Here is a 23450-nt window from a genome sequence, read left to right as displayed (position 1 = left end):
CGCAAATACCCAACCTGCGAATGATGCGCTTTTTCCCTTGGCTGGATAGTGAAATTCGAACGCACTGAGGTTATTTCATGAGATGGATGCAAATTGCCACACACAGAACGTATTTACTTTTTCTAACTCTGCTTTTTCTTGTAGAGTTTATTTTTTTGGCCGTTGATCCGCACGACAGGAAGGATTGGATTCTGGAAAATGTTCTTGTCTTCATGTTTTTCATTTTTTTGTTTCTTACCGTAAAGAAATTTCCTCTCTCCAGGATTTCCTACACGCTTATTTTTATTTTTCTGGCCATCCACGAGATCGGATCCCATTACACGTATTCGGAAGTTCCATACGATGCCTGGTATTCGTCCATCTTCGGCGCGACCTTCAATGAGATTGTAGGCTGGGAACGCAACAATTTCGACCGCATCGTGCATTTTCTCTACGGCCTGCTGCTGGCCTATCCCATTCGCGAGGTCTATTTTCGTGTCGCCCAGGCGGACGGGTTCTGGGGTTATTTCCTGCCGCTCGATTTCGCCATGTCGACCTCCATGCTCTATGAACTCATCGAGTGGGGAGCGGCGGAGTTCTTCGGCGGGGACCTGGGCATCGCCTATCTGGGCACTCAGGGGGATGTCTGGGACGCGCACAAGGACATGCTCCTGGCCAGCATCGGCGCGCTCATCGCCATGCTCATCACCCTGGGGCTGAACATGTATCTGCAGAAGGATTTTGCCCGCGAGTGGTCCCGCAGCCTGACGGTCAAGCATCCCGAACCCCTGGGAGAGGACGAGATCTTGCGCATGCTGGAAGGTCAGCGCGGCAGCGATCGGTCCTAGCTTTCTTCAGTGCAAGGTTGTTGTCCGCTGGTCCTGAGGGTCGGCGGGCTTTTTGTCGTCCGCTGCCGGGCGGACTAGCCGAATCGCCTGCGGAAGATGATCACCGCGATGGTCAGTGTCCCCGCCGCGATGACCAGCAGCGGGATGGCGCTTTCCAGTACGAAGGCGGCTGAGACGTCTTTGAGGAAGATGCTTTTCACGATGACGATGAAATGCCGGATGGGATTGATCCAGGTGGCGGTCTGCAGCCACTGGGGCATGTTCTCGACCGGCGAGGCATAACCCGAGAGCAGGATGGCCGGCATGATGAAGGCAAAAGCCCCGAGAAAGGCCTGCTGCTGGGTGGCGCAAATGGCGCTGATGAAGAAGCCGACGCCGACCAGGGCCGCGAAGTAGAGCACGCTGCTGGCGTAGATGAGGGCAAGGGAGCCCGACAGGGGTACCTTGTACACGAAGATGGCGGCCACGATAATGACCGTGGCCTGGAACAGGCCTACCATCAGCACGGCCGAGGCCTTGCCGATCATGATCATTTCCGGGGTCAGGGGGGATACCAGGAGCTGGTCCAGGGTCCCCTGTTCCCGTTCCCTGGCCACGGACAAGGCGGTCAGGATGAGTGCGCTCACGGTCAGGATGATGGCCACGAGGCTCGGAAGGATGAACCACTGGTATTCGAGGTTCGGGTTGTAGCGATGGCGGATGACCAGTTCCGACGCAGGGGGGTGCCCTGCGGCCAGGTTTTGTTCATTGAAATACTGGGTGGTGATGTCCTGGATATAGCTGGCCGCGATCTGGCTGCTGTTGGAGCGTCGGCCGTCGAGGAGCAGCTGCATCGGAGCGGGGAGGCCTGCCGCCGCCTTGCGCGAGAAGTCCGGCCCGAAGCGGACCACCGCGATGGCCTCCTGGTTGTCCAGTGTCCTTTCGATCTGCCCCGCTCCGGACAGGTGGATGATTTCGGTGAAGGCCCGGGCGCTGGCGAAGCGCTGGATCAGTTCCACCGAAGACGCGCCCCCGTCCTCGTTCAGCACGGCCAGGGTGTTGTTCTTCACTTCAAGGGTGGCGGCCAGGGGGAAGAGGATCACCTGCATGAGGACTGGGATGACCACAAGCTTGCGGCTTTGCGGATCGGCCAGAAGAATCTGCAGCTCCTTTCTGATGAGGGCCAGGATGCGGCGCAGCCAGATCATGCGTCCAGCCTCCGTACGGTCTTGCGTGCGGTCAGGGCCAGAAAGAGAACGCTCGTGCCCGTCAGGAAGAGGATGTCGGGGAGCAGGATTTCCCAGACGTCACCGGCCAGGAAGATGGTCTGCAGGGAGCTTACCAGATAGCGCGGCGGCAGCAGATAGGTCAGGGCGCGCACGGTCGCGGGCATGCTGGCGATGACGAAGAACGCACCCGAGAGCATGACGGCGGGGAGGAAGGCCACGTTCAGGGTGGTCTGGGCGCTGTCGAACTGGTTGCGCATGACCGAGGAGATCAGAAGACCGATGCCGAGCATGCTGAGCAGGAAGACCGTCGTGACCAGGACGAGCGCGCCCACCGAGCCCCGGAAGGGCACTCCCATGAGGTGCACGGCGCTCAGGGCCACCACGGACATGGAGATCATGCCCAGCACGTAATAGGGCAGGAGCTTGGAGAGCAGCAGTTCGGTCCTGGTCACCGGAGAAGCCAGCAGGGCTTCCATGGTCCCGCGTTCCCATTCGCGGGCGACGACCAGGGACGTCAGCATGGCGCCGATGACGGTCATGATGATGGTGATGGAACCGGGGATGAGATAGTGCCTGCTTATGGCCGCCGCGTTGTACCAGTACCGGACCTCCAGCCTTGCGCCCTGGACGGCTTCCCGGCCCTGATCCTTGGCTCTGGTGAGAAGCCACTCCTGCCAAACGTTCTTCATGAACGCAGCCACGAAATTTGCCGTGTTCGGTTCGGCTCCGTCGGTGATGACCTGGATGGGCGCCGTTTCCCGGCCCTGGTCCACGATGCGGGAAAAATCCTGAGCCAGGACCGTGTAGCCCCGGATGGCCCCGGTTTCGAGCAGGGCGTCGAGTTCGGCGCGGCTGCCGGGATGTATTTCGAAATAGGTCGAGCCTGTCAGCTTCGCCACGAATGAAGCCGCAGCCGGCCCTCCGTCCTCGTCGCACAGGCCCATGCGCAGGCGGGTGGTGTCCAGGTTGAGGCCGTAGCCGAAGATGACGAGCAGAATCATGGGCAGGATGAAGGCGATGACGCCGCTGCTCGGGTCGCGCAGAATTTGCCGGGTTTCCTTGATGCACAGGGCGGAGAGCCTTCGCAAGGATACGGATTTCACGTGGCCTCCTGTCTGTGTATGAGTTCGATGAAGGCGTCTTCCATGGTTGGGTCGGGCAGGGCGGTGGAGGCCACCTGGGCCTTCAGGTCGTCCGGCGGAGCCAGGGCGATGAGCTTGCCGTGATAGACCAGGCCGATGCGGTCGCAGTATTCGGCTTCGTCCATGAAATGGGTGGTGACCATTACCGTGACCCCTTTTTCCACAACGCCGTTGATGTGATTCCAGAACTCGCGGCGGGTCAGGGGATCGACGCCCGAGGTCGGTTCATCGAGAAAAAGGATGTCCGGCTCGTGCATGGCGGCGCAGGCCAGGGCGAGGCGCTGCTTGTAACCAAGGGACAGGTCGTCCGTGGTGACGCCCAGGAACTGCTTCAGATGGAAGGACTCGATCATCGACTCCACGGCCTGCCGTTGCCGGGTCCGCGAGAGCCCATACACCCCGGAAAAGAATTCGAGATTCCGGCGTACGGTGAGCTTGCCATAGAGGGAGAATTTCTGGGCCATGTAGCCCAGACGTTCCCTGGCCCTGGCCGGGCTGTGGCGCAGGTCGATGCCCATGACTTCGGCCCGCCCGGAGGTGGGTTTGAGCAGGCCGCACATCATCTTGAAGGTGGTGGATTTGCCCGCCCCGTTGGGTCCCAGGAGTCCGAAGATTTCCCCTTGCCTGACCTCGAAGCTGACATGGTCCGTGGCCGTGAAGTCGCCGAAGGTTTTTGTGAGATCTTCGGCCATGATCAGGCTTTCGCGGATTTCGGGCCGCGGCTGCATGGACGCGGCCAGGGCGGACTCTCCCCCCGGACCGCCGCCGAGCAGGTCGATGAAGGCGTCCTCGAAGCGAGGGGAGACCTCCTTCCATTGGACCGGGCCGGGGATATCGAGAGCCTGGGGATCGGGACGGGCAGCGCCGTCTTTCAAGACGACGCGCAGGTTTTGTCCCTGGATGACTCCGTCGCTGACTTCCGGTTGGCGGAGCAGGGTCGCCAGCGCCTGCCGTCTGCGTCCTTCCACGCCGCCAAGGTGCAGGCAGCGTCCCCGCAGACGGCTGGTGAGGTCGCCCGGCTTGCCGGAGAAAAGCAGGCTCCCCTCGCTGAGCAGGAACACCTCGTCGCACGCTTCCGCCTCGTCGAGGTAGGATGTGCTCCAGACCACGGCGATGCCCTGGTCGGCGAGTTCGTGTACCATTTTCCACAGTTCGCGACGGGAGATGGGGTCGACTCCGACTCCGGGTTCGTCGAGCAGGAGCAGTTCCGGCGTGCCAAGCAGGGCGCAGGCCAGGCCGAGTTTTTGCTTCATGCCGCCCGAGAGCCGTCCGGCCAGGCGTTTCGTGAACTTCTGCAGATCGGTGAAGGCCAGAAGTCGTGCGAAGGTTTTCTCGCGCTCCTCTCCGGTTACGTCGCGCAGGTCCGCATGCAGGGTCAGGTTTTCCATGACCGTAAGATCTTCGTAGAGGCCGAATTGCTGCGGCATGTAGCCCACTCGCAGACGTAGTTCTGGAGCGGCCACGGGTTCCCGGCCGAGCACCGTCAGGGTGCCGCTGTCGGGGCGTAGCAATCCGGCCATGAGACGCATGAGGGTTGTCTTGCCTGCGCCGTCGGGTCCGGCGATGCCGGTGATGATTCCGGATTCGATGGAGCCCGAGATGCCGGCAAGAGCGGGTGTGTCCAGACCGGGGAAGGATTTGCCGACTTCAATGAGGCTGACTGCGGCCATGTTCAGTCCGCCAGCTTCACGGTGACGGGCATGCCCTGCCGGAGTCCTTGGTCCGCGTCCAGCACGACCACCCGGAAACGATAGACCAGCGCCGTGCGCAGTTCTTCGGTTTCCACGGATTTGGGCGTGAACTCCGCCCGTGGCGAGACGTCTCCGATTTGACCTTGGTAGGGTTCCGAGCGGGAATCGGTGAAGACCAGCACCTTGCGGCCGGGATGAACGAGGCCAAGCTGCGGTTCGGGCGCATAGGCCCGGACGCGAACGGGAGAATCAAGGCTTACGGTGAGCGCCGTGCTTCCGGCCTGCACGATGCTGCCCGGTTCCACGACCCTGGTCAGGGCCACGCCCGCCTCGGGTGCGGTGAGCACCGTGTCGGCAAGTTGCGTGAGGGCCTGGGACAGTGCTGCGCGGGCGGCCTCCAGGCTGGCCTCGGCCTGCCTGATCTGTTCGGCGCGCGTTCCTGCCAGGAGCAGATCGAGGGCAGCCTTTGCGCTGCCCCTTCTGGCCCTGGCCGCTTCAAACGTGGACCGTGCGGTGTCGAAATCCTGCCTGGCAACGGCTCCGCTGGCGACGAGCTGACTCTGGCGTTCGAAGATGAGGCGGGCGTTCTCGTATGTGGCCTCGGTTGCCGCCAGGTTTTTGCGGGCCTGCTCGATATCTTCGGGGCGTGCACCGCTGCGCAGTTCCATCAGCCGGGCCTCTATCACGCGGGTCTCGGCCTCGGCCTGATCAACGGCGTTCTGAAAAGGTTCGGCATCGAGCCTGGCCACGACTTCGCCTGCCCTGACCTCGTCTCCTTCTTCCTTTAAAACTTCCCGGACTTTTCCGCTGACCCTGAATCCGAGTCGCACTTCGCGGATGTCGACGTTGCCGTGGAAGACAGGCGGTGTGTTGTTGTGCGCGGCGCGCTGGGTGTGCCACAGGTACCAGCCGCCGGCGACCGTGGCCAGGAGAAGAAAAAATACAAGGATGCGTTTCACGATGGATATTCCGGTTGAGGTTCAGCTTGGGCGTTCAGTCCGGCCACGAAGATGTCGAGATTCTCGGCCAGCATGTTGGCCACTTCGGCCGCGCGGGAAGCATCGTACGCATTCCAATCCATGCGCCGAAGCAGGGTTTCCCGCGCCATGACAAAGGATTGCAACTGGCCGATGAGGGCGTGAGCCCGGAGCACTGCGCGGGGTGACTCCGGCTCGTCGCCCGTGATTCGGGCCAGAATGCGCGAGATCATGCAGTGCAGCGGTTCCACGGTGTCACGGTAGAGGGCTTCGAAGGCGGCCGTGGGCTGGGTCTGCTCCCGGACCATGAGCATGGCGAACTGGGCGGCCTTGGCGTCGGTCAGAATGCCCAGCGCGAAGCTGCGCTGGATGCGTTTGAGCAACGCCACTGCCTGTTCGGGTTTCGTGTCCGCTTCGTTCAGGGATTCCCAGGCCTGCCGGGCCTCGTGCACATGGTTGCGGAAGAAGCGCATCACCGCGTCCAGCACGGCGCCGTACAGGCCCTCCTTGCCGCCGAAGTAATACGTGATGGCCGCGGAGTTCTGCCCCGCGACCCGGGCGATTTCCCGAATGGTCACGCCATCCAGGCCCCGATCGGCGAAGCACTGCAACCCGGCTTGAAGGAGACTGGCCCTGGCGCGATCGGCCCGACTGGGCGTGGATTCGTGAAGAAGGTCAATGTTCATGACGGATTTTATAAATCAAGCGATTGTATCAATCAAGCGATTGATTAATTTTGCGGTCGTGGCGCCGAAGTACGGGGCGAGTCTTTGCTGTTGCAGTGTCGAGGAGAGGGATGGAGCCAGTGCGGCCGCGGCGCCGCTGGTTCCGGGCAAGGGCCGCCGAAACTCCCTCGCGGGCCTCGTAGGGTTTCTCCGTCGCGTTTGGCGCGGCAGGCCTGGGCATGGCAAGGGGCGACGGATAAACCGACGATGCCTGGCTCGGTCAGACAGTCGTCGTCCCTTGTCCGGAACCGGCGGCGTCGCTTGGGTGGGGCACTGGACAGGTCACGAAATGAACTGTTTGGATTGCTGGCGTTTCTTTGCCAATAATGCACTCTCAAGTCGACATTGCGAGAAGTCTTCGACGAAGCATTCCATCTTTTGAGCTGTTGCCTCTTCTTGGATGGATGGATTTCTCGCTGAGTTTTCAGGTCGTGCTTCGCTGGTCCTTGCGCGCGGCTGAAACGCGAAACGCCCGGGAAACCGGGCGCTTCGTTTGGTGAGAAGAGGGAAGGGCTAGTCGAAGGCCTTGTCCACGGTCCAGACTTCCCAGACTTTGCCGACCAGGCCCGGGCCGGGGCTCAGAACCGGCTTGCCGGGCCTCCAGCCGGATGGGGTGGCCTTGGTGCCCTTGCTCTCGCGCACCAGCTGGAAGGCTTGAATCTGGCGCAAGGTTTCGTTTACGTTGCGGCCTACCGGAGGAGTAAGCACCTCATAGGCCTGTACGTTGCCGTCCGGGTCGATGAGGAAACGGCCGCGCACGTCCACGCCGCCGGCCTCGTCATAGATGCCGTACATGCTGCCCACCCTGCCGCCGCCGTCGGACAGCATGGGGAAGGGCACGGTCTTTGCCGTGATCATCTTTGAAAGTTCGTCGTCGACCCACATCTTGTGCACGAACATGCTGTCCGTGCTCATGGACAGGACCTGAACGCCCAGCTTTTCGAACTCCGCGTGCTTCTCGGCGACCGCCGAGATTTCGGTCGCTCAGACAAAGGTGAAATCACCTGGATAAAAGCACAGGACCACCCATTTCCCGAGGAATTCGGACAGCCTGACGTTGGTGAACCCGCCGTTGAAATAGGCCGGGGCCGAGAAGTCGGGGGCTTTCTTTCCTACCTGGATCATGGGGCGTGCTCCTTGGACTGGTGTTGCTGGTTGAACGGTTTCTTCCGGCGTCTGCTCCACATCAGCTGTTGGTCTGGTGCAGCCTGCCGCCAATTCTTCTCCCATCACTGACCTCCGTGGCTTGTATTGATGATAACGATAGTTCTTTCCAAGACGGATAGCTTTACCATATTTAAATGGAATCGAAAGGACAAGGTCCTTGGCGATATTTCATCAATCAATGAGGGAAATAGTTTGCCAGTGAAATCGGGAGGCAAAAAAGGGGGGCTTCGGCGTTGTGCCGAAACCCCCGTGCAAGGTCGGGAAGACGGATTGACTAGCTGGCGGCAGGAGCCGGGATAAGGCGCTTGTTGCCTTCCCAGATCTTTTCGGCCTTTGGGTTGACTTTGAGATACTTGAGCCACTGGTGGCTGGCCATGTGCTCGGGATTCATCTGCAGTTCGCGGCTGTGCTTCATGATGGGCGGCACCAGATCCTTGATGTCCCCGGACAGGGCCTGGGCCGTGGTGAAGGCCGCCGCCTTGATGGCGATGTCCACGGCCTTCTGGCTGAACTGCTGGGACTTGGCCAGGGTGTCCAGGGCCTTGGCCGGGTTGTGGAAGCCGACGCTGTTCTCGGCGGAGACGTAGTCCCAGAAGAACTGGCCCTTGCGGCACATTTCGCGGGCATCGATCATGAGCTGGGCGTAATCTGCCGGTTTTTCGCCCTGGAATTCATCGGCCATGCGAATTGCCTCATGCGCCTTGACCGAGATGTCCTGGGCGGCCATGAGCTGCTCCCAGACCTTGTCCTGGGTGTAGATGACCCGCTGCTTCAGATACTCGGGGCTCTTGTCCGTATGGCACTGGCGGCAGGCCTTCATGTCCGGGTCTTTCAGGGGCGAGTTCCAGTGATGGTTGGACATCTTCTTCTTGCCGTCGAGACGGGTGTAGCTCATGTGGCAGTCGGCGCAGCTGACACCGGCCGCACCATGCACGCCATTATACCAGGTTTCGTACTCAGGGTGCTGGGCCTTGAGCATGGGGGTCTTGGACACGGGATGAACCCAATCCACGAAGTTTCCTTCGAAGCCGGGGATGGTGGTGTCGCCGTGGCCTTTGTAATAGGCGTAAATCTGCTCGGGGTCCTTGCCCTCAGCCCAGGGGAAGACGGGCTTCTTGGGCGTGCCCTGGCCCTTGTCCGTGAAGTAGTATTCCACATGACACTGGCCGCACATGAGCGCGCGCTGTTCGTTGCGGGAGAGGGTCTTGAAGTCTTTGCCCTCTGCCTTCAAGTGGTCCTGCAGGGGTACGGAGTACAGGCGCAGTTCCATGTTGGCCGGGTCGTGGCAGTTGGCGCAGCCAATGGTGTTGTCGTCCATATCAATCTGTTCGCGGAACTGGTTGAAATCCTTGGCCCAGAATTCGTCGCCGTACTCCCCGACCCATTCGTTCATCTTGGCGGTCTTGCAGTTCCAGCAAGTGGCGGGCAGTCCGGCCTTCTCGTCGTAGCGGTTCAGACGGTCGATGTGCAGGATGTCCTTGATGGCGTAGGTATGTCCGCGTGCTGCCTTGTATTCGTAGCTGAACGCGTAGCCGAGCCAGAGGTTCTTCAGGTAGGGCTGGGCGTGCTTGTAGCCTTCGGGCAGGGGATTTACGTTGTCGTGCTTGTTGTAGGCGACAGATCCCCCGTACTCGGTCATGATCTCGGACTCGTTGTTGCGCAGGAATGTTTCATAATGGAGCGGAAATTCAGCCTTGAAGGCGGAGTTCTTGATCTCGTCGGATTTGAGTTTGGTCTTGAATTCCGGAGCTTTCGGTTCGGTGGCTTCGGAACAAGCACTCAAGGCCAGGGCGCAGCCCACGGCCAGCAGGGCAATAAGGGATCGGGTGTTACGCATCGGCGGCACTCCTTTTGGCTACGGGGATTTTGGGAGAATGGGGCACGTGGCGGTGGCAATCGGTGCAGAACTTCTTGCTTTGCATAACAACCGTGGAAGTCGTCGCACCGTGGCAACGCTGACAGTTTTCCTGGGTCACTTCCCTGGTTTCCTCGCCCGGATGAATGAGGTCAGGGATGGTCTTTGTCACCGTGGCCAGGATGTCCCGGGTGCCTTCCTTGGTCTTGAACGGGATCTTGGCCGCCAGATTGTGCGGCGCGTGGCATTCGTTGCAGGCCAGTTCGGCGTGGACCGACGTCTTGTGCGTAAAGGCTGCTTCCGCCATCGAATGGCAACTGCCGCAGAAACTGGCCTGGTCCGTCGCGGTCATGGCCAGCGCCGCCCCAACCGTGACCACGATGCCCGCTATGGCCGGAGGCAGGGCGAACCGCCATCCCCGTCCGCTGGATGCATCTTTTTTCCGGGTCATACTCCCTCCTGTGAAAGGTACTATGGGATCAACATGGATTGCCTGCACACCGCGAGTTTTCAATTTGGTGCCGACATTTATACTTGCTGGTTATCATGAATATATCGTGAGTGGGTGGTAAAAGTTGTAACAGAACTGAAACTTGTGTATCGGATAATTCGTGCGCAAGGGGTGTCGCGCTTGGCAGGGACTTTGTTTTTCGGGAATGTTTTTTAATGGATAATGCCCATGACGCAGCAACGAATTTTGATCATCGATGACGACGCGGACATTGTGAAAACGGTGTCCGCCAATCTGGAACTGGACGGCTTTGAGGTGTCAAGCGCGCCTACCGGAAACCAGGGGCTTGCAGCTTTGCAAACGCAATCGCCCGATTTGGTCCTGTTGGATTTGAACCTGCCCGACATAGACGGGATCAAGGTCTGTCAGATTCTGCGCCGGGAGAGTGGGGTGCCGGTGATCATGCTCTCGGCCCGGGACACGGTCGCCGACAAGCTGCTGGGACTCGAGTGCGGTGCCGACGATTATCTGGTCAAGCCCTTCAACGCGCTGGAACTTTCCGCCAGGATACGAACCGTGCTGCGCAGAGTGCATCGCTGCGAGCCGGCCAATTTGAATCGCCACGGAGATATTGTTCTTGATTACCGAAACCATCAGGCCACGATTCAGGGCCGCGAGGCGAGCCTGACCCGCACCGAGTTTTCCCTGCTTGAGCTTTTTATCACCCATCCCGGCGAGACCCTGTCCCGGGATTTCATCCAGAGTCAGAACTGGGGTGATTCAAAGCTCTATTCCCACAGCCGGGCCGTGGACGTGCATGTTCAACGGCTGCGCAAAAAGATCGAAGCCAACCCTCAGACCCCGCGTTTCATTCTGACCGTGTCCGGAGTCGGTTACAGATTCGAAGCGAACCCGGGATAGGCTGCGGGCTTTCGTGGATTTTTGGCCAAAAAAAAGCCCGTCAGGTGACGGGCTTCATCGCGATCGTAGTGTTCTGCTTAGTAGCGTGAACGGCTATCGGAGCGGCTTTCACGGGGCTGCGCTTCGTTGACCTTCAGGTTGCGGCCCTGGCAGTCGGTTCCGTTCAGCGCCTGGATGGACTTGCGTGCACCTTCGTCATCCATTTCCACGAAGCCGAAGCCACGGGAACGACCGGTTTCACGATCTTCAATGACGTGGGCAGAGCTGACCTGACCGTACTGGGAAAACATGGCGTGCAGATCTGCATCAGTGGTCGACCAGGACAAATTTCCAACATAGATGTTCTTAGACAAGACAGTAACTCCAAAGAAAAAAAAGTAAAAAGAAAAACTCTGTTCCTGCGGAAAACAGCTACCGACAGGATTGCGAAACAATGAAAGTGGATTCAGTCTTGAATTCAGGATTTCATTTCCGCCAAAGTCAGTAGTCACTAGGTGGCGCCGAATTTAATGTCAACGTTTATTATTTTTATTTTTTCCGGAAAACAATGTTTCATGACTCAAAATGCATGCAATGGGCTTGAATAGATCGTTTAATTGTTTTTCAAAGTTATTTTGTGCCCAGAGCATCAGTTCCTTTTTTATGATGTTTGATCGGCGCGCCCCCATGCCAGGTCGATTCCGTCCTGTTTTTCTGCCGGTTGGTCACTCCATCCTCAGGCGTCTGGACATGGCAGGGTGAAGATGAAGATGCTGCCGCCTTCCGGATTGTCCTCGACCCAGATGCGTCCACCGTGAGCGCGTACGATCTGGCTGCAGATGGACAGCCCGAGGCCGGTGCCACCCGGTTTGCCGGAATGACCGGAAGATGGGGCGGTGTGAAATTTTTTGAAGATGGCCTCGCGGTCATTGACCGGAATGCCTGGGCCCTGGTCGCGGACCTGGATTCTGAGTTCGATCGCCGTGCGCGTAACGACGAAGCTGACGAGTCCGCCCCTGGGAGAATACTTGATGGCGTTGTCCGTCAGGTTGACGATGACCTGCTCAATGCGTTCCACGTCCACCCTGGCGGTCATGGGACCGGGCGAAAGAAAGTGCAGGCGCAGTTCGCGCTCTTCCGCCAGCGGGGTCATGATCTCCACGATTTCTCCCACCAGTTCGGACATATCCGCCGGTCCGAAGTTCCACTCGATCTTGTCCGCCTCGATGCGTGTAATGTCGAAGATGTCCGTGACCAGGTGCACCAGGCGGCGCAGGTTCTTGTCCATGATCTGGAGGTAGTCCTGCCTGTCGGAGGCGGTCTCCGTGCGGCGCAGGTAGTCAAGCCCGCCCCGGATGGAGGTCAGCGGAGAGCGCAGTTCGTGCGACATGGTGGCCAGGAATTCACTCTTCAGGCGGTCCAGGGTTTTGAGCTCCTCGTTGGCCAGGGCCAGTTCGTTGGTCGCGCTTTGCACTTCTTCCTCCAGCCTGTCCCGTCCCTCCCGCAGTTTGGCGCTCATGCTGCCGAGAGCCTGTCCGACCCGGTTCATTTCATCGCTGCTGTCGATGTTAATCCGTTCCGGAAACTGTCCACGGCTGATGCCCTCGGCCACGTTCTCCAGCGCGCTCAGTGGCTTGAGCACAAGGTGCCGGACCAGAAAATAAAGGGTCAGCACCGTCAGTACGATGAGCGCCAGAGCCGAGGAGAAGAGCTGCAACTTGCTACTGCTCAGGGAGTCGAGCACATGTTGAACGGGCAAGTGGATGCTCAGGCACCCGCTGACGGTTCCGCTTGTGTAGTTTTTGTGGCAGGACAGGCATGTCTCGTCGACATAGAGGGGGGCTGAATACTGGAAGATTGCCTCTCCGTCATGATCGGCGAGGGAGTAGTATTCCGTGTTTTCTCCCTGGGAAAAGCTTTTGATGGCCGCCTGTTCAAATTCGTCAGGTCTGTTTTCCGGATTCATGGGCGCTATGCCCGCCAGACGGAAGCGATAGAGATTCTGTTTGTAGGAATAGAGGGAGAGTTGCTTGGTGATCATGGAGGGGGTGAAGCGTTGCAGAACTCCGCGCTCCGTGGGCAGTAGATCGGAGTAGAACCCGCCGCCGCCCTGTGCGCCGGGAGTGTCCTGTCGGAGAAAGACGCCTTGGCTGTCCGAAACCCATTGGCGCGTCAGGATGATCTGCCTGGTCAGGACACGGGCCTGATTGACCACCTGGGACCAGGCCTGCCGCTCTTCGGCCAAGCCCTGCCACAGAAAGATGATGCCAAGGAGCGGCACGACGATGCAGATGATGGCCGACACGAATTTGAACTGGAGCGAACCCTTCAAAGCGCGCATGATTATTCCTCCCGGTCCGCAGATGAGCCGAGATGCCTTGTCTCGTCAATGTCAGCGCAAAAATTCGAGTCGAGAACGCAAATTTTTTGCCCTGTGGAAATTGACAAGCATATCTTGACATGGGCGGATGACTCTGGATATTTATTGACACGATAAAAATTAAAAAAATGTCTCTGTGTGTTCTTTGGCTGACCTGCTGAGTCCCCGCCGCCCCCCGGAATTCGGGTCATCCGTACGGGGATGATGGTGATCCACATTCATTTTTTCGGTTCTGCCGAATCGAGGAGGCCCTATGTATTTTGAAACCGCCGGAATTGAAGTTTCCCTATGGCTCCCCCCATTGGCCGCATTTGTCGTATCTTTTTTCACCTCCATGGGTGGGGTTTCCGGAGCGTTTTTGCTCCTGCCTTTCCAGATGTCCTTTCTCGGATACACCGCGCCTTCGGTCAGCGCCACGAACCAGCTTTTCAATATAGTGGCCATCCCCAGCGGTGTGTACCGATATCTCAAGGAAAAGCGCATGGTCTGGCCCCTGACCTGGGCCGTGGTTATTGGCACCCTGCCGGGGGTTATTCTGGGGGCCGTGATCCGGGTCAATTATCTGCCTGACCCGAAGAATTTCAAGGTGTTTGCGGGGTTGGTGCTCGCATATATAGGGTTTCGCATGTTCAGGGATCTCTTGAAACAAAAGGAGAAGAAGTCGGAGAGCAATTTTCGCCAGTCGGTGAAGGAGTCCAAGGGGGGGGGCGCCACAGGCCAGGTTACGGTCAAGGAATTTTCCATGAAGTGGATCAGTTATGAATTTTCCGGTGAAACCTATACCTGTTCCACGATGACCATTTTCATGATGAGCCTCGTCGTCGGTGTAGTTGGCGGCGTGTATGGCATCGGCGGCGGGTCCATCGTCGCTCCATTCTTTGTATCCATCTGCGGATTGCCGGTCTATACGGTCGCGGGGGCGGCGCTCATGGGCACGTTGGTCACATCCGTGGCCGGGGTGGCCTTCTACCAGTTTCTGGCCGCCTTTCATGCCGGTCAGTCCATCGCCCCGGATTGGGGGCTTGGCATCCTTTTCGGCCTGGGCGGGATGTGCGGCATGTATTGCGGGGCCAGAATGCAGAAACACGTTCCGGCACGTCTCATCAAGACCATGCTGTGCGTCATCATTTTGGGCACGGCGCTTAAGTACATGGCGGAGTTCTTCGGCTAGACTTATCCATACCCATATTCTAAACTACAATCGGTCAAGCCCTGCGCGGGTTTGACCGGTTGTTTTTTTGGAACGATCCCGCCGTTTTTTTTGGCTTTGACGGATCATGAGAAGAGTCAAGGAGGAGTGAAGATGCGGCAAAATAATTTTCGAGGAGTGCGATGATCGTCGAGATTCCCATTCTGGCCGATGCCGTCATGATCTTTGGCCTGTCCTGCGCGGTCATCGTGGCCAGCCACAAACTGCGCATTCCGACTATCATCGGCTTTTTGCTTACCGGCGTGCTGGCCGGGCCGAATTGCCTTGGTCTGGTGGGCGCGTCGCATGAGGTCGAGATGTTCGCGGAGGTCGGGGTCATCCTGCTGCTATTTGTCATCGGCCTGGAGTTGTCTCTGGATGAACTGATCCGGCTCAGGCGTCCGGTCTTTGTTGGTGGTGCTGCCCAGGTCTTGCTGACCATCGCGGTCATGGGACTGCCCTTGGTTTTTTTTGATACGGGGCTTGGCAAATCCCTGTTCATCGGCTTCCTGGCCGCCTTGTCCAGCACGGCCATCGTGCTCAAGGTGCTGGGAGAGAAAGCGCAACTGGCCGCGCCACATGGACGCATCGCCCTGGGAACGCTCATTTTCCAGGATGTGGCCGTGGTGCCGATGGTGCTGCTTGTGCCCTTGCTGGCCGGTGCTTCGGGCAATCCCTGGCTCGCGCTGGGCGAAATGGGACTTAAAGGCGCTTTTGTGGCAGGTGTCATTTTCATCGGCGCGCGCAAGGTTGTGCCGCTGATCCTTGGCGCGGTCATCCGGACCCGCAGCCGGGAACTTTTTCTGATGACCACGCTCGGTCTGTGTTTCGCCATTGCCCTACTGACATCCACGGCGGGGCTGTCCCTCTCCTTGGGAGCTTTTCTGGCCGGGCTGATCATGAGTGAGTCGGAATACAGCCATTCGGCCCTGGAAGGGGTGCTGCCGTTCCGCGATGTCTTCACCAGCGTCTTTTTCGTGTCCATCGGCATGTTGCTGGACCCTTTTTTTGTACTGACGCACTTGCCGCAGGTGCTCAGCCTGACCCTGGCCGTACTCCTGGTCAAGACCGGGCTGGCCGCTGTTGCCGGGCGAATTCTGGGCTACCCCTTGCATGTGGCGTTTCTGGGAGGCTTGTGTCTGTGCCAGATTGGCGAATTCTCCTTTGTCCTGGCCGGTGTGGGCATGCTGCACCACCTGCTCTCTCCGGTTGAGTACCAATATTTTCTGGCCGTTGCCATCGTGACCATGGCGCTCACGCCCTTTCTTATCGCAGGAGTGCCTTCCATCTCAGCCGGACTGGCCCGCCTTCTGCCCGTAGGCATGAGTCTCAAGGCGGAGAAGGATGCGGACACGGACCTGTCCGATCATCTCATCATCGCCGGTTTTGGTCTGGGCGGGCACCATCTGGCCAGGGCGGCCCAGGCTTCCGGAATCCGTTATGTCATCCTTGAAATGAATCCGGACACGGTGCGCCGCGAACGTGACAAGGGTGAGCCCATTCTTTTCGGAGACGCTTCCCAGACGGCAGTGCTGGAGCACATCAACGTTTCCAAAGCCCGCATCCTGGCCGTGGTCATTTCCGACCCGGCCGCCATCGGCCGCATCGTGGCCACGGCCAGGACCCAGAATCCGGCCCTGCACATCGTGGTCCGCACCCGTTTCGTCAGCGAGATCGAGCCGCTCTTGCAACTGGGGGCGCAGGAGGTCGTGGCCGAGGAATACGAGACCTCCGTGGAGATGTTCATTCGCGTTCTTTCCACCTATCTGGTACCACGAGGCGATATCGAACGATTCGTGCGCGAGATCAGGGCGGAGGGCTACGGAATGCTGCGTCGGCCCGTGCTCAATACCGCCGATGCCTGCAACCTTGGCGGGGTCTGTTCCTCTTTTGGCGCGACAGTGCTCAGGGTTGTCCCGGGCGCGTTCGTCGAGGGCAAGAGCCTGATCGAGGCGCGCTTGCGCAAGGAGCACGGCCTGACCGTCGTGGCCGTGCAGCGTGAAGGCCGGACCATGCTGAATCCCGATCCGGAATGGATTTTCGAAGCCGGGGACCGCGTGCATGTCTTTGGCGAGCAGGATTTGATTTCCGAGAAGGCCGCGCTTTTTATCGGTGCCGAAGGCGACACCTGGAATTGATTGCAACGATGGGGTGATGACATGTTTCTCGTTGAAATGATGCGCAGGTTGATTTCCCAGGTCCGGGTCTGCCCGCATTGCGGACACAGGCAGTCCGCCCAGCCTGTGGACAAGCGACGGGAGCGTTGCGAGAAGTGCGGCGCGCCCCTGCCGTTCCCCAAGGACAAGGGATAGGGGCCGAGTCTGGTTTTATGATTTTCAGGAATTTGAAGTTTGGGATCTGAAATCGGGAATCGAAAGATCGGCGATGAAAAACGCGCGCTCTTGCATATGCAAGGGCGCGCGTTTTTGCTTCGGCTCGTGTTTCCGGCGGGCCTTACCAGCGCCAGCCCGGATCAATGCTCAGGTCTCCGGGGGCGTCGAGTTTGAGGTCCAGGGATATGGTCGTTTCCGCTCCGGCCGCGATGGTGCTGTTCCAGGCCAGGATTTCCGGATCGTCCTCTTTGAGGGGCTCGGGTTTGGCCGTCAGTTCGAGGTTGATGCGTTCGTCGCGGGGCAGGGGGCGCGGTTCCTCGATGCGCACCTGTGCCGGGCGGTCGGAGGCATTGCGCACGGTCATTGTCCACTGCCGCAGGAACGTCTGCTTTTGCTTGAAGATACCTTTTTCACCCGTCTTCTTGTCTTTGAGGACGGTGGTGCAGGTCAGCAGCGGGTCCGTACCGAAGAACACGGTCGCTTTCCGGCCGGAGAGCGAGAACTGTCGCTGGTCGACCATTGCACCGTCGATGAAGAAGAAGGCCGAGCCTGGGGGGAGTTCCTTGGGCTCGGTGAACTCGGCGGTCGCCTGCACAAAGGCCTTGGAATCGAGGCTTGGCCGGATCAGGTGCGTGAAGCCGACCGGCCAGGCGTCGCGCTCGATCTCAAGGATGCGTGTATCTCCGGCCGGTAACGATTTCTTGCCCATGTCCCAGGCGGCGTAGGTGCTGTGCCGGACCTGCACGGGTTCGGACGGGGCGGGCGCGAGCATCTCTTCGCTGGCGGCATCGGAGCGCATGGCCATCATGGGCGCTCCGGCCATGGCCTTGCGGAAGACCCGCAGCGGACCGATTTCCCAGGGCGGGAGGCTTGAGGGCTCGGCCTGGATTTGCGGCTGCATGGTAGCCAGGAAAAGACGCACGTCACTCCAGTCCTGTCCTGAGCGCTGCCAGACTTTGGCCTGCCAGGAAAAGTCGATTTTGTCGCTGGCCGGGGCTGCCTCCAAACGGTAGAGCGGAGCCCAGCCGCAGTCGCGCAGGGTATAGGCGTAATCCAGCTCTTTGGGGGCGGCTCCTGCTACCAGAACGCGCACTTCCCAGACCGTGCGTCCCTGGCCTACGGCGTCTGCAATTTCCTTTTCCACCCAGGCGATTTTTGTGTTCAGCTCTTCGAGGCGGGTTTCCAGACCCTGCGCACGAGCGGAATCTTCACGCAGGGCCTTGCCCATCTCTGCGGCAAGTTCGCGCAGGGCGGCCACGGTCTTTTCGGCAGGCAGTGTCTGGGCCTTCCAGAAGGCCATGCGTCCGCGCACGCCTTCAAGCTCGGACAGCACCTCGCCACGCTCGGCCTTCAAATCCGCCAGACGGCGGTTGAGGGGCTCGATGGCACTGTGGTTCTGTTCGTGCCTGGTCTTCCAGCTCAGGTCCGCGATGGTGCCCCCGCCTGCCAGACGACCGAAGCGAAGACTGGCCGGATCGGCCTGTCCCGGGAGGATCAGGATGCAGGCCGAAAGACCCGCCTCTGCCGTCTCGGGCGTCACCGTCGAAACCTCTTCGACCTGTGCGGAATCGGGAAAGAGCGTTACCTGAGTCGGCGTGGCCCAGGCCCAAAAAGGAAAGAGAAGCATGAGCGCGGTCAGAATTCTGGTCATGTGTCCTCCTGCGTAAAAAAAGGCCAACCCGAGGGTTGGCCGTGTTCTCAATCTTCCTGGCTCGGGTCGAATCCGAGCTGCTTGATGAAGCCCATGCCCCCTTGCAGATTGACCGGTTCCAGAAAACCGGCGTGCCGCAGGATGACCTGTGATTCGTAGGATCTGCCGCCGGTGTTGCACAGCAGCACGATCTTCTTGTCCTTTGGAATCTCGTCCAGTCTGTTCCTGAGTTGCCCTTGCGGGATGTTTTTCCAGAATTCCGGGTGCTTGTTGACGAAGGGCTCGGCGTTGCCCCACTCTCGGGTGTCGATGCACAGCAGGTTTTCGCTGACGCGATTCTCCCAGAGCTTGGCGAAATCGACAGGCTGGAGCGGGACGTTCCTGCCTACCAGGATGTTCTCGGCGGTGTTGGCCGCGGCATTCAAAACATCCATGGCCGAACCGAAAGGCGGGGCGTAGGCCATTTCCAGGCTGGAAACATCGCGCAGGGTTGGCCGGAACTTGAGGAGGGCGGCCATGGTGTCGATGCGGCCCTTGAGCGAATCGCCGTTATGGCAGGCTCCCTGCAATCCAAGAACCCGGCCGGAGCGACGCTCGACCACGATCTCCAGGCTGACCATGTCGCGCTTGGGGTAGAAGTGGGAGTGGTCGCTCATGATGACATGGGTGCTGAAGGCGTCGAAGCCCTCGCGCAGGGCCACGGGCAGGGACAGTCCTGTGCCCGAGAAGGCGAAATCAAAAAGTTTGATGATGTAGGTGCCGACCGCCCCGTCGAAGGTTTCTCTGCCACCGGCCACGTTGGTGCCGATGATGCGCCCCTGGCTGTTGGCCAGGGAGCCCAGGGGATAGTAGCCGATCTTGCCCGTGACGATGTTTTCGATGACCACGCAGTCGCCGCCGGCGTAAACATCCGGATCCGAGGTCTGCATGGTCTTGGAGACGATGATGCCGCCGCGCTCGGAGCAGGACAGTCCGGCCTCCCGTGCGAGGGTATCGTTGGGCACGACGCCCACGGCCAGGATGACCAGGTCTGCGTCGATGGTGCGTTTGTTGGTCACCACGCGCTGGACCTTGCCGTCTTCGCCCTCGATGGCCTGGACCATTTCCGAGGTATGAACGGTGACGTCGTTTTCCGCGAGATGCTTTTCGGCGATGGTGGCCATGGCCTTGCTCATGAAGCCCGGCATGATCTGGTCCGCAACCTCGATGACCGTGGTCTCGATGCCCCACATGTCGGCAAAGGACTCCGCCATCTCAAGGCCGATGAATCCTCCGCCCACGATAACGGCCGAACCGACGCTGCCGCTCGCCACCTGTTCCTTGATGCGGATGGCTTCGCCCAGGGTGCTCACGGTGAAGACGTTGCCCAGGTCGCGTCCGGGGATGGGCAGTTTGCGGGGCGTGCTGCCCATGCCCAGAACCAGCTTGTCATAGGGCAGCGTGGTCTGCGTGCCGTCCTTGGCCTGGACCAGGACGGTCTTGGCCTTGCGGTCGATGGACAGCGCCCTGGTCTCGGTCATGACATTGAAGTCCTTGCAATCCTTGAAGAATTGTTCGTCTCGGACCATGTGGAAGCTTGTTTCCTGCAGTTGCTGGTGATCGCTGACGTCACCTGAAACATAATAGGGGATTCCGCAGCCGCCGTAGGAGATGAGTTTGCTGGCGTCGACCAGGGTCACTTCGGAATCAGGCGCTATGCGTTTGATGCGGCATGCGGCCTTGGGCCCGAGAGCCACGCCGCCGATGACAACGACTTTGAGAGACATGAAAACTCCTTGAAATTAAATATGTTGATAGTAAAAAAATAGGAGTTGTTTTGGAAAAAACATGCCTTGGGTAATATATTTCGTCCTGGAGCGGTAGTGGAAAAATGCATTCGGAGCGGCACGCTCGGAGTTTGCATGGCCGAGCGATGCGCCATGGATCACGGGCAGTATTGAGGCTTGCTTTTAGCGAACGCGGCATTAATAGTCCCCCTTTGTGGGGCAGTATCCCTTTGAGGGGCGGTCCCGCACGACGGCGGTTCCCGAGCAGCGTTGCCCGGACCCAAGAACCTGCCTGACGGATGAATCAATCACGAGGAGAGACAATGGCTGAAACCATCGACGATATTTCCATAGACTGGACCGATGAAGAGGGTGTCCAGAAGGTTAAGGAACTGAAGAAGGAAGTGCTGACCCGCGGAGCATGGTCAACCCTGATGTTCGCCTATCAGGAAGTGGGACGCGGCGAGGAGGAGTTCGGGCCGGTCAAGTTCAGGGTCGGACGCTACCAGAAGCGCAACGGCCGGTTTTCCCCGCACTCCAAGTTCAATATATCCTCGGTCAAGCAGGCCAAGCAGGTTGTGCAGATTCTGCAGGCCTGGATCGACGAATACGGTGAAGATGAGTAGGGCCGGGGTGTGTCATGACCGAACCATTTGAGGTTCCGGGTTCCGATCCCGACATCATGGTCGAGGACCAGCTGCAGGAGCCCAGGCAGTTCAAGGTGTTGCTGCATAACGACGATTATACGTCCATGGATTTTGTCGTGGAAGTGCTTATGAATGTTTTTGGCAAATCCGAATCCGAGTCGTTTGCCATCATGATGAGTGTTCACGAGAAAGGGATTGGCCTGTGCGGAATCTACACGGCCGAGGTCGCGGAGACAAAGGTGCAGCTTGTGCATCAGATGGCCAAAGCCCGGTCTTTTCCCCTGCGCTGCTCCATGGAAGAGGTGTAAATGCTGAGTAAGGAGCTTGAAAGAATCATTGGTAATGCCGTGCGTGAGGTCAAACTCCGCCAGCACGAGTTTTTGACCCTCGAGCATTTGCTGTACAGCTATACGCTCGACACCCACGGTCAAAGCCTGCTTGCCGGTTGCGGCGTAGATCTGGAGCGCCTGCGCAAGCAGCTGGCTCAATTTTTCATCGATCATCTTGATGTAAGTCCCCGTCCCGAGCACGAGATCGTGCAGACGGTCAGCGTGCAGCGGGCCATGCAACGGGCCATCCTGCACATCCAGTCTTCGGGCAAGTCCCAGGTCGAGGCAGGGGATTTCCTGGCCGCCATGCTCGAAGAGGAAGACGCCTTTGCCGTCTATTACCTCAAGGCCCAGGGCCTGACGCGGCTGGCGGTGATCGAGTACATTTCCCATCAGATTCCCGATGGCGGTGGCAGCGGCGAAGCCGAGACCAGGGATGCCTCCAAGCAGAGCGCCCTGGAGAAATATACCGTGGATCTGGTGGCCAGGGCGAAGGAAGGCAGGATCGATCCTCTGGTCGGCCGTGACGAGGAGCTCAAGCGCACTCTGCAGGTTCTGGCCCGGCGCAAAAAAAACAATCCCATCTTCGTCGGCGACCCCGGCGTGGGCAAGACCGCCGTGGCCGAGGGGCTGGCCCTCAAGATCGCCCGCGGCGAGGTGCCGGAGCAGTTTGCCGAAGCCCGAATTTTCGCCCTGGACATGGGCAGTCTGCTGGCTGGAACCAAATATCGTGGCGACTTCGAGGCCCGCCTCAAGGGGGTCATCTCCGAACTCAAGGCCATGGACGGGGCCATCCTGTGCATCGACGAGATCCACACCATCGTCGGCGCGGGCTCGACCAGCGGCGGATCCATGGACGCTTCCAATATCCTGAAGCCCGTGCTGGCCTCGGGCGAACTGCGCTGCATCGGCTCCACCACCTACGAGGAATACAAGAATCATTTCGAGAAGGACCGGGCCCTGTCCCGGCGCTTCCAGAAAATCGACATCGTCGAGCCCACCGTGGCCGAGAGCGAAAAGATTCTCATGGGTCTTCGGCCCTATTACGAGGATTTTCACGGAGTGAAATACCAGCCTTCGGCCATTTCCGCCGCCGTGGAGCTTTCGGCCAGGCACATCAACGATCGTTTCCTGCCGGACAAGGCCATAGATGTCATCGACGAGGCCGGAGCCATCTTTGTTCTCTCCGGGGAAAAGAAGCGGCGAAAATTCGTGACCCGGCGCGACGTCGAGGAAGTGGTGGCGCGCATGGCCCGTATCCCCAGCGCCCGCGTCAGCGCCTCGGACCGTGACCGTCTGGCCAGCCTCGAATACGAGCTCGGCTCCAAGGTGTTCGGTCAGAAGGAGGCTGTGGAGATGCTGGCCCAGGCCATCAAGCGCTCCCGCGCTGGCCTGGGCAATGTCGAGCGGCCCCTGGGCTCCTTCCTGTTGAGCGGCCCCACGGGCGTGGGCAAGACGGAGCTTGCCAAGCAGCTTGCGAACTGTCTGGATGTGGCCTTCGTGCGCTTCGACATGAGCGAATACATGGAGAAGCACGCCGTGGCCCGGCTCATCGGAGCGCCTCCCGGCTATGTCGGCTTCGAACAGGGCGGCCTGCTGACCGACGCCATCCGCAAGACCCCGCACTGCGTGCTCCTGCTGGACGAGATTGAGAAGGCGCACATGGACATGTTCTCCATCCTGCTGCAGGTCATGGACCACGCCACCCTGACGGACAACAACGGCCGCAAGTCCGATTTCCGCAACGTGATCCTGCTCATGACCTCCAATGCGGGCGCCCGCGAGATGAGCGGCAACGCCATCGGCTTCAAGGCCGGAGCCGAGGAGGACAGAGGGCTGCGCGGGCTGGCCGCCATCGAGAAGCTCTTCAGCCCGGAATTCCGCAACCGACTCGATGCCATCATCCCGTTCCATTCCCTGACCCAGGACATCATGGAAAAGATCGTGGACAAGTTCATGGGCGAACTGGGTGTCCAACTCGCGGCCAAGAACGTGACCCTGGATCTTTCGCCCGAGGCCCGTTCCTGGCTGGCCAAGAAGGGCTTTGACCCAGCTTTCGGGGCCAGGCCGCTGGGAAGGCTCATCCAGAAGGAAATAAAGGACGAACTGGCAGGCAAGATTCTTTTCGGAGAACTCGCCAGCGGCGGAAGCGTGCGTATCGGACTGACTGGGAGCGGGGAACTGGATTTCATCTTCTCCCTCAAGTGATTCT

General features: G+C 59.5%; 20 protein-coding genes. 7 read left to right on the top strand and 13 right to left on the bottom strand.

Features of this window, described 5'->3' with window-relative positions:
- The first annotated feature begins 77 nt into the window (after nt 1–77).
- Nucleotides 78–827 (top strand): DUF2238 domain-containing protein, encoded by a 750-nt coding sequence (locus CVU60_04565; GenBank protein ID PKN42639.1) that lies wholly within the window; start codon nt 78–80, stop codon nt 825–827.
- Nucleotides 828–901: 74 nt separating this feature from the next.
- Here CVU60_04565 and CVU60_04560 read toward each other — a convergent pair whose 3' ends face one another.
- The 9 genes from CVU60_04560 to CVU60_04520 all read right to left on the bottom strand — a co-directional run bounded on the left by CVU60_04560 (nt 902) and on the right by CVU60_04520 (nt 10043).
- The gene (locus tag CVU60_04560; protein PKN42638.1) at nt 902–2014 is read right to left on the bottom strand and encodes a hypothetical protein; all 1113 of its coding nucleotides are present in this window, start codon (nt 2012–2014) and stop codon (nt 902–904) included.
- Entirely contained in the window at nt 2011–3138 is a 1128-nt protein-coding gene (locus tag CVU60_04555) for a hypothetical protein (protein PKN42637.1), read from the bottom strand. Before CVU60_04555 ends, CVU60_04560 begins: the two co-directional genes overlap by 4 nt.
- Entirely contained in the window at nt 3135–4847 is a 1713-nt protein-coding gene (locus CVU60_04550) for a multidrug ABC transporter ATP-binding protein (protein PKN42636.1), read from the bottom strand. Before CVU60_04550 ends, CVU60_04555 begins: the two co-directional genes overlap by 4 nt.
- Before the next feature lie 2 nt (nt 4848–4849).
- Complete coding sequence (locus tag CVU60_04545) at nt 4850–5827, bottom strand: secretion protein HlyD (protein PKN42635.1); 978 nt, start codon at nt 5825–5827, stop codon at nt 4850–4852.
- Nucleotides 5824–6531, bottom strand: coding sequence for a hypothetical protein (locus CVU60_04540; GenBank protein ID PKN42634.1), 708 nt, complete (start codon nt 6529–6531; stop codon nt 5824–5826). The genes CVU60_04545 and CVU60_04540 overlap by 4 nt, the downstream gene beginning before the upstream one ends.
- A gap of 552 nt (nt 6532–7083) precedes the next feature.
- Complete coding sequence (locus CVU60_04535; GenBank protein ID PKN42633.1) at nt 7084–7485, bottom strand: alkyl hydroperoxide reductase; 402 nt, start codon at nt 7483–7485, stop codon at nt 7084–7086.
- A gap of 69 nt (nt 7486–7554) precedes the next feature.
- Nucleotides 7555–7800: a peroxiredoxin gene (locus CVU60_04530; GenBank protein PKN42632.1), complete on the bottom strand. Its 246-nt coding sequence runs from the start codon at nt 7798–7800 to the stop codon at nt 7555–7557.
- 211 nt (nt 7801–8011) lie between these two features.
- Nucleotides 8012–9574 carry an ammonia-forming cytochrome c nitrite reductase subunit c552 gene (locus tag CVU60_04525; protein PKN42631.1) on the bottom strand — a complete coding sequence of 521 codons (1563 nt, stop codon included), beginning with the start codon at nt 9572–9574 and terminating at the stop codon, nt 8012–8014.
- The gene (locus tag CVU60_04520) at nt 9567–10043 is read right to left on the bottom strand and encodes a 7-cyano-7-deazaguanine reductase (protein PKN42630.1); all 477 of its coding nucleotides are present in this window, start codon (nt 10041–10043) and stop codon (nt 9567–9569) included. Before CVU60_04520 ends, CVU60_04525 begins: the two co-directional genes overlap by 8 nt.
- Before the next feature lie 228 nt (nt 10044–10271).
- On the opposite strand from CVU60_04520, the gene CVU60_04515 reads away from it, so the two are divergent.
- The gene (locus CVU60_04515) at nt 10272–10964 is read left to right on the top strand and encodes a DNA-binding response regulator (GenBank protein ID PKN42629.1); all 693 of its coding nucleotides are present in this window, start codon (nt 10272–10274) and stop codon (nt 10962–10964) included.
- Nucleotides 10965–11041: 77 nt separating this feature from the next.
- On the opposite strand, the gene CVU60_04510 is transcribed toward CVU60_04515, so the two are convergent.
- Together CVU60_04510 and CVU60_04505 are read right to left on the bottom strand one after the other, a co-directional pair.
- Nucleotides 11042–11317, bottom strand: coding sequence for an RNA-binding protein (locus CVU60_04510; protein ID PKN42817.1), 276 nt, complete (start codon nt 11315–11317; stop codon nt 11042–11044).
- A gap of 362 nt (nt 11318–11679) precedes the next feature.
- A complete protein-coding gene (locus CVU60_04505) occupies nt 11680–13284 on the bottom strand; it encodes a hypothetical protein (protein ID PKN42628.1) in 1605 nt (534 codons plus the stop codon).
- A gap of 292 nt (nt 13285–13576) precedes the next feature.
- On the opposite strand from CVU60_04505, the gene CVU60_04500 reads away from it, so the two are divergent.
- Both CVU60_04500 and CVU60_04495 read left to right on the top strand, forming a co-directional pair.
- A complete protein-coding gene (locus CVU60_04500; protein PKN42627.1) occupies nt 13577–14494 on the top strand; it encodes a hypothetical protein in 918 nt (305 codons plus the stop codon).
- 161 nt (nt 14495–14655) lie between these two features.
- Nucleotides 14656–16650 carry a potassium transporter KefB gene (locus tag CVU60_04495; protein ID PKN42626.1) on the top strand — a complete coding sequence of 665 codons (1995 nt, stop codon included), beginning with the start codon at nt 14656–14658 and terminating at the stop codon, nt 16648–16650.
- 316 nt (nt 16651–16966) lie between these two features.
- Here CVU60_04495 and CVU60_04490 read toward each other — a convergent pair whose 3' ends face one another.
- Both CVU60_04490 and CVU60_04485 read right to left on the bottom strand, forming a co-directional pair.
- Nucleotides 16967–18496 (bottom strand): hypothetical protein, encoded by a 1530-nt coding sequence (locus CVU60_04490; GenBank protein PKN42625.1) that lies wholly within the window; start codon nt 18494–18496, stop codon nt 16967–16969.
- Nucleotides 18497–18543: 47 nt separating this feature from the next.
- Nucleotides 18544–20262, bottom strand: coding sequence for a pyridine nucleotide-disulfide oxidoreductase (locus CVU60_04485; protein PKN42624.1), 1719 nt, complete (start codon nt 20260–20262; stop codon nt 18544–18546).
- Nucleotides 20263–20585: 323 nt separating this feature from the next.
- Here CVU60_04485 and CVU60_04480 point away from each other — a divergent pair, with 323 nt between their 5' ends.
- Genes CVU60_04480 through clpA form a run of 3 tightly spaced genes read left to right on the top strand, consistent with a single transcriptional unit; the run spans nt 20586 to nt 23446 of the window.
- Nucleotides 20586–20888, top strand: coding sequence for a hypothetical protein (locus tag CVU60_04480; GenBank protein PKN42623.1), 303 nt, complete (start codon nt 20586–20588; stop codon nt 20886–20888).
- Between the two features lie 14 nt (nt 20889–20902).
- Nucleotides 20903–21217 (top strand): ATP-dependent Clp protease adaptor ClpS, encoded by a 315-nt coding sequence (locus CVU60_04475; protein ID PKN42622.1) that lies wholly within the window; start codon nt 20903–20905, stop codon nt 21215–21217.
- Nucleotides 21218–23446: an ATP-dependent Clp protease ATP-binding subunit ClpA gene (clpA, locus tag CVU60_04470; GenBank protein ID PKN42621.1), complete on the top strand. Its 2229-nt coding sequence runs from the start codon at nt 21218–21220 to the stop codon at nt 23444–23446. It abuts the gene before it with no gap.
- The last annotated feature ends 4 nt before the right edge of the window (nt 23447–23450 follow it).

The organism is Deltaproteobacteria bacterium HGW-Deltaproteobacteria-18 (assembly GCA_002841885.1).
Classification (GTDB): Bacteria; Desulfobacterota; Desulfovibrionia; order Desulfovibrionales; family Desulfomicrobiaceae; genus Desulfomicrobium.
This window is presented reverse-complemented; position numbering and strand designations above follow the sequence as displayed.